General features: G+C 71.6%; 12 protein-coding genes and 1 tRNA gene. 5 read left to right on the top strand and 8 right to left on the bottom strand.

Annotated features, from left to right (window positions below; genetic code table 11):
• Positions 1–27 precede the first annotated feature (27 nt).
• Both GWK25_RS32745 and GWK25_RS32740 read left to right on the top strand, forming a co-directional pair.
• Positions 28–1,314, top strand: a complete 1,287-nt coding sequence (locus tag GWK25_RS32745) for a hypothetical protein (RefSeq protein ID WP_215455175.1) — start codon at positions 28–30, stop codon at positions 1,312–1,314.
• Positions 1,315–1,430: 116 nt separating this feature from the next.
• A complete protein-coding gene (locus tag GWK25_RS32740) occupies positions 1,431–2,573 on the top strand; it encodes an amidase domain-containing protein (protein WP_215455174.1) in 1,143 nt (380 codons plus the stop codon).
• A gap of 19 nt (positions 2,574–2,592) precedes the next feature.
• Here the strand turns inward: GWK25_RS32740 and GWK25_RS32735 are convergent, their stop codons facing one another.
• The 3 genes from GWK25_RS32735 to GWK25_RS32725 all read right to left on the bottom strand — a co-directional run bounded on the left by GWK25_RS32735 (position 2,593) and on the right by GWK25_RS32725 (position 5,946).
• The gene (locus GWK25_RS32735; protein ID WP_215455173.1) at positions 2,593–3,246 is read right to left on the bottom strand and encodes a DUF4383 domain-containing protein; all 654 of its coding nucleotides are present in this window, start codon (positions 3,244–3,246) and stop codon (positions 2,593–2,595) included.
• Between the two features lie 186 nt (positions 3,247–3,432).
• On the bottom strand, positions 3,433–4,734 hold the full coding sequence (locus GWK25_RS32730) for a hypothetical protein (protein ID WP_215455172.1): 1,302 nt from the start codon (positions 4,732–4,734) through the stop codon (positions 3,433–3,435).
• 390 nt (positions 4,735–5,124) lie between these two features.
• On the bottom strand, positions 5,125–5,946 hold the full coding sequence (locus GWK25_RS32725) for a DUF4097 family beta strand repeat-containing protein (RefSeq protein WP_215455171.1): 822 nt from the start codon (positions 5,944–5,946) through the stop codon (positions 5,125–5,127).
• 169 nt (positions 5,947–6,115) lie between these two features.
• Between GWK25_RS32725 and GWK25_RS32720 the strand changes: the two genes are divergently transcribed.
• A tRNA-Val gene (locus GWK25_RS32720) sits at positions 6,116–6,187 on the top strand.
• Positions 6,188–6,249: 62 nt separating this feature from the next.
• Here the strand turns inward: GWK25_RS32720 and GWK25_RS32715 are convergent.
• On the bottom strand, positions 6,250–6,576 hold the full coding sequence (locus GWK25_RS32715; protein ID WP_184894696.1) for a hypothetical protein: 327 nt from the start codon (positions 6,574–6,576) through the stop codon (positions 6,250–6,252).
• Positions 6,577–6,696: 120 nt separating this feature from the next.
• On the opposite strand from GWK25_RS32715, the gene GWK25_RS32710 reads away from it, so the two are divergent.
• A complete protein-coding gene (locus tag GWK25_RS32710; RefSeq protein WP_215455170.1) occupies positions 6,697–7,623 on the top strand; it encodes a LysR family transcriptional regulator in 927 nt (308 codons plus the stop codon).
• 124 nt (positions 7,624–7,747) lie between these two features.
• Here GWK25_RS32710 and GWK25_RS32705 read toward each other — a convergent pair whose 3' ends face one another.
• Positions 7,748–8,692, bottom strand: coding sequence for a ketopantoate reductase family protein (locus GWK25_RS32705; RefSeq protein WP_215455169.1), 945 nt, complete (start codon positions 8,690–8,692; stop codon positions 7,748–7,750).
• Positions 8,693–8,877: 185 nt separating this feature from the next.
• Here GWK25_RS32705 and GWK25_RS32700 point away from each other — a divergent pair, with 185 nt between their 5' ends.
• A complete protein-coding gene (locus tag GWK25_RS32700) occupies positions 8,878–9,105 on the top strand; it encodes a DUF2277 domain-containing protein (protein ID WP_215455168.1) in 228 nt (75 codons plus the stop codon).
• A gap of 247 nt (positions 9,106–9,352) precedes the next feature.
• Here the strand turns inward: GWK25_RS32700 and GWK25_RS32695 are convergent, their stop codons facing one another.
• The 3 genes from GWK25_RS32695 to GWK25_RS32685 form a co-directional block, all read right to left on the bottom strand.
• A complete protein-coding gene (locus GWK25_RS32695) occupies positions 9,353–9,976 on the bottom strand; it encodes a DedA family protein (RefSeq protein ID WP_215455167.1) in 624 nt (207 codons plus the stop codon).
• Positions 9,977–10,156: 180 nt separating this feature from the next.
• The gene (locus tag GWK25_RS32690) at positions 10,157–10,612 is read right to left on the bottom strand and encodes a DoxX family protein (RefSeq protein WP_215455166.1); all 456 of its coding nucleotides are present in this window, start codon (positions 10,610–10,612) and stop codon (positions 10,157–10,159) included.
• Positions 10,613–10,698: 86 nt separating this feature from the next.
• On the bottom strand, positions 10,699–12,723 hold the full coding sequence (locus tag GWK25_RS32685; protein ID WP_215455165.1) for an FAD/NAD(P)-binding protein: 2,025 nt from the start codon (positions 12,721–12,723) through the stop codon (positions 10,699–10,701).
• Positions 12,724–12,877: the final 154 nt, after the last annotated feature.

Raw genomic sequence — 12,877 nt, 5'->3', positions numbered from 1 at the left:
CCGCCACCCTCGCAGAATGAGCCGTACATGAAGTCTGGCAGCAAGCCGCACAAGGGCCGCCGTCGCAAGGCGCGCCCGCAGCGCCGCACCACCCGTCCGCAGTTCCTGACGGTGGCGGCGCTCCTCGTGGTGGCCTCTCTGGTCGGCGGCTACCTGGTGCTGAACCGGTCGGCCGACACCGCGCCGACCGCTTCGTCGGCCGGCGGCGGCAGCGACAAGGGGGCCACCAAGAAGGAATTCGTCTGGGACGGCAAGACCAAGGTCATCGGTGACGGCTCCACCTCCTACACCGGCCCGCAGAAAGGCCGGTTGAAGGCCGTGCCGCTCAAGAAGGGCGAGAAGCCGCCGCAGTTCGTCGTCTTCTCCTGGGACGGCGCGCTGGCGGGCGACGACAACCTCTTCGAGCACTACCGCGAGATGGCGAAGAAGTACGACGCGCACATGACGTTCTTCCTCACCGGCATCTATCTGCTGCCCAAGGAGAAGCGGGACCTCTACGACCCGCCCCAGCACGACAAGGGCGCCGCCGCGATCAGCTACCCCACCGACGAGCACATCCGCACCACCCTGACGGAGCTCGGCGAGGCGTGGAAGGAGGGCAACGAGATAGGCACCCACTTCAACGGCCACTTCTGCGGGGACAAGGGCGGCGGCGACTGGAGCGTCGCGGAGTGGAAGCAGGAGATCAAGGAGTTCAACTCCTTTCTCGCCAACTGGAAGACCAACACCGGCGCCACCGACCTCGACCCGCTGCCCTTCACCGTCGACGCCGTCAAGGGCGGCCGCGCGCCCTGCCTGGAGGGCCAGGACAACCTCCTGAAGGCCGTCAAGGACTTCGGCTACCGCTACGACGCCAGCTCCCCGGGCGCCTTCCAGGTGTGGCCCAGCAAGAAGAACGGCGTCTGGGACTTCCCGCTGCAGATGCTCCCGTTCAACGACGAGTACCAGGCCCTGTCGATGGACTTCAACTTCCTCTACAACCAGTCCGAGGGCAAGACCGACGGTGATCCGGCCATGTACCCGACCTGGCAGCAGGAGACCATCGACACCTACATGGCCGGCTTCAACCGCGTGTACTACGGCAGCCGGGCGCCCCTGCTCATCGGCAACCACTTCGAGCAGTGGAACGGCGGCATCTACATGAACGCCGTGGACGAGGTCATCAAGACCGTGTGCGTGAAGAAGGACGTGAAGTGCGTGTCCTTCGACGAGCTCGCCGACTGGATGGACGTCCAGTCGCCCCAGACCCTGGCGAACCTGCGCGGACTCGACCCCGCTCAGGCCCCGGCCGACTGGGCATCGGTCGTGAAATAGCCCCACAGATACCCATGTTGCTCACTTGTTACACTCCCCGACCTCACTTTGCTTGAGGGGGGCATGTAAAGATTCGAGCCCGGGGTACGACCAACTCGGGGTCAAGGAGATTCCCAGTGAGATCAAGGACGTTGAGCCTCGCAGGCTCGACTCTCGCGGCGGCCGTCGTGGCCTCCGCGCTGCTGCCCGTCGCCGCGGCCAACGCCGCCGCGTCGACACCCAAGGTCACGAAGGCGACCAAGGACGCCTTCGGTCGCGTCGCGGACAACGTGCTCACCGACCGTACGGCCGTGCTGCTCGGCAGCAAGGCCGCGCGCAAGTCGCTGAAGCCGACCGGCGGCGTGCAGCTGTCCACCGGCCAGAAGAAGGCCGAGGACGGCAAGCTGTCCGCCCTGAAGGGCACCAAGTCCCGCCTGGCGTCCCTGGGCGAGGCCTACACCTCGGCCGACACGAAGGTCACCGTCGACAGCGCCAAGGTCAAGGGCAAGAAGGCTACGGTCAAGGTCACCGAGACCACGACCCTGAAGTACAAGAAGATACGCGGCGACGAGCCCGCCTCCACGGGCTTCGACGCGCACCACGTGCTCACCTTCACCGCCCAGGCGAACGGCACCTGGCAGCTCACCGCGATGCGCTCCACGGACGGCGGCGCCCCGCGGATCAACGAGCCCGCCGCCGCGACCGCGGACACCAAGCTCAGCCGTACGCCGATGGCCATCATCCAGGCGCCCAAGGCGGCCACCACGCCCAACCCGGTGGCCAAGCCGAAGACGCTCACGGGCGGCGCCTACAACTACAGGGCGATGGCCACGTACACCGAGCAGTACTGGAGGAACTACAACCCGGCGTACCGCAAGTACAACGCGGCCGGCGGCGACTGCACCAACTACCTCAGCCAGGGCCTCCTGGCGGGCGGCTGGAAGCAGATCTCCACGGTCACGCCGGAGGAGTACGACACCTGGTACTACGCCTCCAACGGCACCGCGGACGCCTGGATCGGCGTGAACGAGTGGTCCTGGTTCACCCAGACCGCCAAGCGCACCACGCCGCTCGCCAACGTCTACCAGATGGACATCGGCGACGTGCTCCAGGTCGACTTCAACAGGGACGGGTCCAAGGACCACTCCATGATGACGACCTACCGCAGCTCCAGCGGTGTCCCGTACCTGACGTACCACGACGCGGACACCTACCGCCGTTCGGTCGCGAGCATCATCGCCTCGTACCCGGGCGCGAACTACTACGCGTACCGCACCTGAGCCCAGCCCTCACGGTGCCTCAGCCGGCGCCCTTCCCGTCCGTGGCCGAGTCCGATCCGGTCTCCGCCGCGGCGTCGGGGAGGGCGTCGGCCCGTTCCAGCTTGGCCATCCCCACGCCAGCCCTCCGCCGCGTCTCGCGCTCCGCCTCCTCCGGGTGCCGGGCCCGCCAGTACGGGTTGTCGTGCGGCAGCGCCGTGCCGACCCTGCCGTACATCCCGAACGTCATCAGCAGAATCCCGACGACAAAGCTGAACAGCACGTTCTGGATGCGGAACGCCAGGAAGTTGGAGTCGGTGTCCAGCAGGGCCATGTTCGCGAAGCCGCTCAGGATGAACAGGACGCCCAGGGTCATGTTCAGCGTGGAGGCGAAGTTGCCGCCGATCACCATGCCGACGAGCAGCAGCAGGCCCACGGCGATCGACAGGACGCTCAGCGTGCCGTTGGTGCTCAGCCCCACGACCTCGTCGCCGTTCGTGTCGAACCAGCCCACCTTGTCGATGAGCCCGAAGATGCCGAAGACGAGCAGGAACAGGCCCATCAGGCCCGCCCCGATCCGGTACACCCTGCTGAGGCGGTGGTCGACGGGCAGGTGCTCGTCGATCCTGATCCGCCGCTTGGAACCCGCGTGCCGACCCTTGCCCGGACGCAGTGTGTGCGTGGCGTGCGTGGCCATGTCCGCCTCCCATCGGGCGTGCGCGGAGGCCTGCGTACCCCTTCAGCATCCGCCGGGCGGCTCCGCCGGGCAACCCAGTGCCCCGGTCCCCGGTTCCGCTCGGGTCCCGGTCCCGGGTCGTCCCGGTCCCGGGTCGTCTCGGTCCCGGCAGGGGTGGGCGGGGGCGGGAGTCTCAGCGCGGGGGTCTCAGATCGCGCCCGCGCCGCGCTCCTTGCGGATCTGGTCCACGACCCGCGCCACGGCCTGCCGCACGGCCTCGGTCTCGGTCAGGAAGTGCCAGTAGTCCGGGTGCCGTCCCTCCAGCGTGGCGATCGCCCGGTCCAGCCGTGCCACGGAGTCGTCCAGCGGGCGAGCGTGCCGCGGATCCGGCGTCGACCGCCCGGCCATGGCCAGCCGCTGCGCGTCCCGGATCGCGAACCGGGTCCGGTCGATCTCCTGCTGGGAGTCCTTCTGCACGGCGTTCAGCCGCCGCAACCGGTCCCCGGCGGCCGAGACCGCCTCGTCGGTGTGGTTCAGCAGCGCCCGCACGGTCGACAGCAGCGAGGTCGCGTCCGGCCAGCGCTGGGCGTCCCGCGCGGCCCGTGCCTCGCGCAGCCTCAGCTGGGCCTGCTCCACGTCCCGCGCGGCCTGGTCCGGCACCTGCTGGAGGTCCTGCCAGCAGGCCGCCACGAACCGCCGCCGCAGCTCGCTCAGCACCTGCGGCACCTGCTCGGCCCGGGTGCCCAGCGCCTCCGCGCGGGTACGCAGCGACACGAGCCGGTGGTCGATCTCGGCGGCCCTCTCCGGCAGCCGCTCGGCCTCCGCGCGCACCGCCTCCGCCTCGCGCACGACCCGGTCGGCCCGCTCCAGCGTCTCCCGGACGCCGTGCTGCCCCGCTCCCTGGTTGAGCTTGGTCAGCTCGGGGGCGAGCGCCGCGAGGCGGGCGGCGAGATCGTCGGCCTTCAGCCCCGAACCCCGTGCGGTGTCCAACGCGTTGGAGGCGGCGAGCAGACCCTGCCGGGCGCGCTCCACCGCCGGGGCCAGGCGGGCCAGCTGGGTCTCGGCCTTGCCGAGCAGCGGCCCGAGCCCCTGGGCGAACCGCTCCAGCTCCTGCTTGACCCGGTCCAGCTCGGTCCTGGCGGCCGTCAGCTCGGTGCGGGCCCGGGCGGCCGCGGACGCCTCCAGGTCGTCGCGGTCCAGGTCATGGGCGTCGACGGCGTTGATGTACTGGTGGCTGACCTCGTCGATCCGCCGCCCCAGCGCCTCGAAGCCCTCGGCCGCGCGGCGGGCGCCCGGGGAGTCGTCCACCGCCGTGATCGTCTCTATGGAGATCCGCAGATCCCGCTGCGCGGTGTCCAGCTCGTAGAACGCGGCCGCCGCCGCGTCCTTCGCCGCCTGTGCCTCCGCTCGCTGTCCCTCGGCCCGCCCCCCGAACCACCGCCGCGTCCCGCCCCCGGCGAACGCCGCGGGCAGCACGAGGACGGCGACGAGGGGAAGGGCGAGCAGCACGGCACCGTCCCGGACGGCCGACCGCCGCCGGGAGCGCCCCCGCCCGGCCGGGACCGTCGCCTGCGACGGGGGGCCGTCGGAGGGCCTGGGTGCGGGGCTGCCGGAGGGCGGCGGCGGGGGAGTGGGCGTTGAACGCGGCGCGGGCCCGTCGCAGGCGGAGCCGGTGCTGGGGGCCGATGGTGGGGGTGCGGGGGCGGCGGCCGGGTCGGTGGCCGGTCGTGGTGCACCGCTCCGGGGTTGTCGTGCGCTCGGCACAAACGGTGTGTACGGCTCTGCTGGTGTCGCCGTCACTTCCCTCTCCCGTGCTGTCATCCACCCTGACCGGTGCCATTCTCCCACCGGTCAAGGACGAAAACACGGGCCGAGCGGTTCGAGGTTGACGGCCGCCCGTCAGTCGACGCCTCGGACCGTCACGGAACCGTCCTGGGTGTGGGCGGTCACCACATGAGAGCTGCCCTGGTCACGGGGCACCGAGACGTCCACGGAGCCGTCGTCGCTCCCGGTCTCGATCCGGTACGACGTGTCGCGCGGCAGCCCGATGCTGATCGAACCGTCGTCGCTGCGGGACTCCACCAGGTCCGGTACGACCCCGAGTTCGAGCTTGACCGAACCGTCCTGTGTGCTCACCCTGACGCTCCGCGACGCGACCCCGAGCGCCCGCACGGAGGCGTCGTCGGTGTGCAGCTCCAGCGGCCCGGAGGTGTCGCCGACCCGCACGGCACCGTCGGCCGACCGGACCTCCAGAGACTCGGCGAACCCCTTCGCGGTCACACTCCCGTCGTCGCTGCGCACGGCGACCGCGACCCCGCGCGGAACCTCGATCCGGTGCCTGGCCGCGCAGTCGGCGACCAGACCGTCGCACTTCAGCCGCAGCTCCAGCCGGTCGTCCTCCATCTCCCAGGTCACCCGGGGTTTCCCGCCGACCATGACCCGCCCCTCGAACCACCGGGTCACCTCCACCTCGTCCACGTCCGCCGCGACGAGTTCGAGCGCGGAGTCGTCCGAGTCGACGGTGAGCGTCCGGCCCGCCAGGGCGAAGCTCCGGTGCTCCGGGTCCCGGTCCTCCCCGGCGTCCGCCCCGCACCCGGCGACGGACGCCATGAGCACGACGGCGAGACCGGCGACCGCCCCCACACCCGCATGGTTCCGGCGAGCCGTACGAGCCGTACGAGTCCTACGAACCGGGCGTGCGGTGCGTGCGGTGCGTGTCATGGCGATCTCCCCTGGGCTGGTCCTCGGCTGTCCTTCGACCGTACGGAGCAAGGGAGTTCCAGGGGATCCGGGTCACTCCCGGATGAGGGGTGGGGGTAACCCCCGAGACGGCCCCGATACGGGTTTGCTGGGCACGCCCTTGGGCAATGTAGGCTGTCGACTCGTACTCGGGCGTGTAGCTCAGGGGTAGAGCGCCTGCCTTACAAGCAGGATGTCGGCGGTTCGAAACCGTCCATGCCCACCGAGACGAGGACCCCGGCCGTGAACGGCCGGGGTCCTCGTGTTTTCCGGGGCCCGGGTGCCTCAGGAGTCCCGTGCGTGCTTGAGGTGGGTGCGGGCCTCGACCCTCTCCTCCGTGGCGACCTCCGACCAGAAGCGGTGGCAGCTGACGAAGACCGCCAGTTCCCGCTCGCGCTCGCGGAGCTTCTCGACCTCTGCCTGCTCGTCGGGCGTCCAGCCCGGGGACGCGGGGCGTTCGACCTTGCGCCAGCCGTTGTCGTCGCTGAAACCGTCCAGGGGCTCGACCGACCAGGGCAGCCGCTTCAGCAGTGCCAGGAGCTCGGCCCGGACCTGATGCAGCTCCTCCTGACCGGCGAGAAGGTCGTCTGGGAAGTCATAGGTCTTAGCCACACGGCAATGGTACGCCTGTTCGAATTTGGGATGCGAGTTCCTTCCGGCATTTTGCGGAGGGAGAGATTCGGGAGGGATGGGCCCCTGAACCCAAGCTCGACCTTGGGTATCGTCCACGTCATGACCCTCGATGATCTGCGTGTCTTCGTCGCCGTCTGCCGGGCCGGAAGCCTCAGCGCGGTGGCCCGGGAGCTCGGGTGCACCCAGTCGGCGGTGAGCCAGCACGTGCGACGGCTGGAGCGGGAGGTCGGGGTCGGTCTCGTGGAGCGGCAGGCCCGCGGTGTCGTGCCCACCCGGGCCGGCCGGGTCCTCCAGGAGGCGGCCGCCGAGGGCATCACCGGGCTCGACCTGGCGCTGCGCCGACTGGCCGAGATGGTGCGCGGTGACGGCGGCGTCGTACGGATCGCCACCGGCGGCACGACCGTGCGGCACTTCATGACGCAGGGCATCGTCGACTTCCGGCGCTCGTACCCGGACGTGGGCCTGGAGTTCCAGACCGTGCGGTCGAGCGCCGGGTGCTGTGACGCGCTGGCCGACCCCTCCCGGGACCTCGACCTCTCCTGGCTGACCCTGGGGCCCGCCGTCCGGGGCATCGAACAGCGGGCCGTGGCGGAGCTGCCCTGGGTGCTCGCCGTGCGCGCCGACGACGAACTCGCCGGGCGGGAGCGGGTGGAGGGCCGCGAGCTGGACGGGATGCGGCTGATCGGGCTGCCGGAGAACTCCACCTCCTACGCCCATCTCAGCGCCGCCTACCGGGAGTTGGGCATCTCCGTCAGCTCCTCCGGGGCCGGGGTCGCCGACTGGGACACCGCCATCCTGCTCGCCGAGCTCGGCGTCGGCCACGCCGTGGTCCCCGCGCTCCCGGGCTGGACGGGCCCCGGCCACCCCGGGCTCCGCTTCGTCCCGGTCCCCGACCTGCCCCCGCTCACCGTCGGGTGGGCCGTACGGCGCTGGGACGCCCTGTCACCACCGGCCCGCGCCTTCGCCGACACGGTGGCGCGGCACGCGGTGCGGGTGGGGGGCGGGGTGCGGGCGGTCGAGGGGTGAGGCGCCGGTCCGGCCGGGTTCCGGTTCGGGTTCCGGCCGGGCTCCGGCTGGCGGGGCGTCCGTTCGGTGGTTCGCCGGTCGGGGCACTTCGTTGTTCAGCGGTCCGCTGGGGAGCTTCGCCCGCTCAGTGGCCCGCTTGTCGGGGTTCCCCGGCCGTGCGCCGCTCCTCCGACGTCCGCAGCCCCTCCACCACATCCGTCGCCACCGGCACCGGTACGCCGTGGCGTTCGGCCGTACGGAGCAACGCGCCGCCGATCGCGTCCAGTTCGAGGGGGCGGCCGGCCTCGGCGTCGCGTTGCATGGACGACTTGGTGGCGGGTGGGAAGGCGTCGTAGCGGCGGAGGGTCTCGGCCGGGTCGACGGGGGCGCCGGCCGCCGTGGCGACCGAGGCCGTCTCCTCGACCAGGGCGGTCAGCTCCTCGCGGTGGCGGGTGCGGATCTCGCCGAGGGGCAGGGCGTGGCGGGTCGTCAGCAGGGCGAACGGGGCCAGGAAGGACATCTTCGCCCACAGCACGGCCGTCTCGTCCGGGAGGACGCGGGTGCCCACGCCCGCCCATTCCAGGGCCCCGGCAAGGGAGTTGAGGCGGTCGCGCGGGACGCCGTCGCCGGTCAGGTCGACCTCGGCGAACGGGCTGCCGTGTTCGATGACGCCGGGGGCGACGCGGGTCGACTCGACGCGGATGGTGGCGGGGGCGACGGACACGGCGTCGCCGTAGTGGGTGCGGAGGTGTGCCGGGTGTTCCACGCCGTTCAGGAACGGCACGACCAGGGTGTCGGGGGTCAGGGAGGCTGCCGGGAGGCGGTCCAGTGCGGCCGCCAGGGTGGTGTGCTTGACGGTGATCAGGGCCGCGTCGACCTCTTCGTGGAGCTCGGGCGCGGTCTCCACGTGGGCGGTGAAGTCGCCGAAGCGGCCGCTCCTGACCTGGATGCCGTCCTTCTCCAGGGTCTCGGCGGTCCCTTCGCCGGCCAGGCAGATCACGCGGTGGCCGGCGCGGGCCAGCAGGGCGGCGAGCAGTCCGCCCACGCCGCCGGGGCCCAGCACCGCCACCGTGAGCCGTTCCTTCGTCATCGTCCCCTCGTTTCCGCCGGGTGGGTCGAGCCGGCTTCGGTGATGATCACAAGGGGGGAAGGTGCAGTCAATCCTCGGGGGAACTTGCTGATGCCCAAGGAGTTGCTTGGGTTTGGGTGAAGGCGCTGGTGACCTGCTGTCTTCGTGGGCTGGGGTTGGGCGGGGGTACGCGGGAGACTGGGGGCATGTGCCGCAGTATCAAGACGCTTCGACCGCCCGTCCTTCCCGAAGAGGCCACCGAGGACGACATCAGGGCCGCCGCCCTGCAGTACGTCCGGAAGGTCTCCGGGTTCCGCGCGCCCGCCGCGCACAATCGTGAGGTTTTCGACCGAGCGGTGGAGGTGATCGCGGAGGCCACGGCTGAGTTGTTGGCCGGGTTGGAGGTGCGGGGAGCCGCGCGGCGGGCCGGGTAGTTTTTCGCCCCCGCCGCCCCTACCCGTCCCTCTCCCACTCTCGGCTGCGCGCGAGCGGGAGGTGCCCCCACCAAGGGGCTGCGCCCCTTTGACCCCCAGGCGTCCGTTCGGTGGGGGCTTCTCGCGCAGTTCCCCGCGCCCCTTGAAGGCCTTCGGCCATTCAGGCGCGAAATGCACGGGGCGCAGCCCCTGCTTTTCAGGGGCGCGGGGGAGCTGCGCGACCCGCCCCCACCGGACCCGCGGTTGATCATGGGGCCGGGCGGACCGGTCGGCCGGGGCGGCGCATGACGTACCCCGCCGCCGCGCCCGCGCCGAAGAGCGCGGCCAGGGACACCGCCGTCGCGAGCCACGTGGGGCCGAGCCACTGCGCGCCGAAATAGCCGAGGGCGACGCTGTAGGCGGCCCAGGCGATGCCCGCGAGGGCGGACCAGGGGAGGAAGTCGCGGGCGCGGTGGCGCGCGGCGCCCGCGCCGAGGGAGACGACCGAGCGGCCGGCGGGGGCGAAGCGGGCGACGACGACCAGGAGCCCGCCACCACGGACGAGCGCGGCGCCGAGACGTTCCTGCGCGGTGGTCAGACGGCGCGAGCGGGCGATGGCGCGGTCGAGGCGTGCGCTGCCGCGCCAGGCGAGCCGGTAGGCGACCAGGTCACCGAGCACGGACGCGGTCGCCGCCGAGAGCATCAGCACCAGGATGTCGGGGACCTCGCGGGCCATCGCGCCGGCCGCCGTCTCCGCCGCGGCTGCCGTGGCCACCGCGACGACCAGGACACCGCTCGGGAGGACCGGGAGGAACACGTCCAGCACGATGGACGCGCCCACCACGGCGTAGATCCATGGGCCGGCGGCCAGCCAACCCAGACTCTCAAGCACCGAGCACTCTCCTGTTTTCCCCCGGCGTCACGGCGACCCGTGACAGCCGAACAGCGTACGCCCCGGGTATGTCAGACGGCTCACAGGGGCTCATGTGTCCGTCATGGCGTGTTCATTCGGACTGTTGGGGAGCCCCGGGGGAGGGGGAGGAGGAGGGCGGCGGCCGGCCGCCGGTGTGTGTCAGGCCGTCACAGTGGCCTTGTTCGTGGAGGTCCTGTCCGCGGACGCGGCCTGGCGCTTGGAGAAGAGCTGGTCCAGGCCGAGCGCTCCGGAGCCGGTGAAGACCAGCAGGAACAGGGCCCAGCAGAAGAAGGCCGCGAGTTCGCCGCCGTTCTCGAGCGGCCACAGGGCCTCGGGCTGGTGGACCTTGAAGTACGCGTAGGCCATGGAGCCCGAGGCGATGAACGCCGCGACGCGGGTGCCGAGACCGAGAAGTACCAGGGTGCCGCCGACGAGTTGGATGACGGCCGCGTACCAGCCGGGCCAGGTGCCGGCGGCGACTGTGCCGCCCTGTCCGTCCGCGCCGCCCAGGATGCCGAAGAGGGATTTGGCTCCGTGACTGGCGAAGAGCAGGCCGACGACGATGCGGAAGAGACCGAGGGCGTATGGCTGGGCGCTGTTGAGGCGTCCGGTCATGGTGGGGGACTCCTTCGGTAGTGACCCGGTCCTCGTGGGACCGATGGGGACGGTTATTACCGGTGAGTCATCAACGTTAGGCAGACCTAATCGATGCTTGCAAGTTCAACATCTGGCCACCTCTTTACCTGCGCTTGGGGAGCCGGCGCGGGTGTCGTCGCACGTAGAGCCGCTCGCGCCACGGCGTCCGCATCCGAAAGTGTGACCGAATCCACTCCTGGTCGGGCCCCCGCCGCCGTGACCCAGTGCACGCCCTCCGTCGGGACGCCGAACGCGAACCGCTTTGTGTGGACCATGTTCTGACGGTCGATCAGGTTGTACGGGCGAGGCGTGACGTCCAGCCCTCCCGTCTCGTAGCCGTCCACCCGGTGCGGACGGCAAGCTCCCGTCGCCAGCAGGCCGGCGAGCAACTCGTCGGCGGTCCTGCGCAGGTCCGGCTCCGGGAGGCGCGCCTCGACGACCGTCGTGACGCGGACCGCCGACCCTGGCACGTCGGGCGAGTGCGCCCGCCAGACGCCGTCCTGCGGGCACACCTCCAACCGTGGGCCCAGCACGGTCAGGATGCCCGCCTCGATCAGCGCGGACATCTCCTCGATACGGCTGCGGGGCGGGCCGATCGACAGGAACGCGTTCAGGGGCGTGTACCAGCGGTCCAGGTGCTCCCGGCGCGACGCGCCCGCCAGTCCGCCGTGGTCCACGATCAGCCGCAGTTCGTTGCGCAGGTCCCGGAGCACGTCCAGCGCGGCCTTCACCGGGCCCTCGACGTTCCCGAGGGCGGCCTCGGCGGCGTCCTCCCGCAGATACTCCAGCAGCCAGCCCCGCCAGTCCGCCGGGCTGGTGAACTCCCGCCCCGCGTACGGCCGCGACACCCGCTCCCACGACCACCGGTCCGCCTCCGCGATCCCGAACTCGTCGAGTACGGCGGCCTCTTGGGGGGAGCGGTGGGGAGCGGCGAGGAAACGGTCACGGAAGGAGGCGGCTCCGCCGAGGAGATCGCAGCAGGGCACGGGAAGCGGCCCGTACGCCGGACCGCCGCGCAGGGTCTCGTAGTAGACCGTTTCCACCTCCTTCGCGACCAGGGGCCATATCTCCGTCAGGAAGTCCGGTGCCTCGCCGGAGTCGGCGCGTTTGCGGAACGCCGCGATGACTTCCGGGGTCAGTACGAGCGGGGTGTGGCGGCCGTAGGGGCCCTTCGCGTTGTCGCCGCGCGCCTGGTACGGGACGCCTCGGCGGGAGCCGGCGTACAGCCGGGGCTCCCGGCCGGACGGCTCGTACCGCAGGCCCTTCGTCGCCGGGTCGTATACGAAGCGACCGCCCCGCCCGGTCGTCAACAGGGCCATGTGGTCGAAGAAGTTGAGGCCCAGACCGCGCAGGAGGACGGGTTCGCCGGGGGCGACCGAGGAGAGGTCGAGGTCGGCCGGGTTGGCGGGCGGGAAGTGGCGCAGGCCGTGGCGGGCGGCGTACTCGGCCAGGTCCCGTTCGGTCCGGTCGGGTCGGGTGGGGAGGTGGCCCTGGGTGAGGACCACGGCGGCGAGGCCGGTGAGGGCGCGGCCGGTGGCGAGCGTGAGCCGCTGGCCGCCGTCGGGGGTCTCGTCGAGGCGGACCGCACGGGTGCCGTGGACCTCGACGCGTATCCCGGGCGGCGCGCCACGCACCACCTCGGCGAAGACCCACTCCAGGTAGCGGCCGTACTGGGCCCGCGTCGGATAGTCGTCCGGCCCCAATTCGCCGGGCCGCAACCCGCCCGGCTCCCCGGCCCCGCCCGGCTCCCCGGCTCCCCCGCTCGCCCACTCGTACAGGCTCGGGCCCCGGCGTATCGGGCCCGAACAGTCCACGCTGTCGTCGGTGAAGAGCGTGACCTGGGACGCCACGGTGTTCATCAGCAGGTGGGGGGACTGGTCGGTGCGCCAGACCTGGCCGGGGCCCGGCGGGGCGGGGTCGACGACATGGACGGTCAGACGGGTGCCGGGGCGGAGCAGTTCGGGGGCGGAGGCACAGAGGCGTTCCAGGACGCTGGTGCCGCGCGGGCCGGCTCCGACTAGGGCGATGCCGATGTCACTGATCCCTGGCCGTTCGGACAAAGGACTAACTCCCGTGCGTGTGGGGCGCATCGTGGGGCGCGGTGCGGCGGACCGCCCGCCGGTAAGCGGACGGTCCGCCTCATCATGCCGTCGTACGCGACGGGAACAGGGCCTTGCGGCTCATCGGGGGCGCCAGGTGTGGGATGCCTCACGAGCATCTCGGACAACAGGGGCAACAACCGTG

The organism is Streptomyces sp. ATCC 21386 (genome assembly GCF_018728545.1).
In the GTDB taxonomy this organism is placed as follows: Bacteria; Actinomycetota; Actinomycetes; order Streptomycetales; family Streptomycetaceae; genus Streptomyces.
This window is presented reverse-complemented; position numbering and strand designations above follow the sequence as displayed.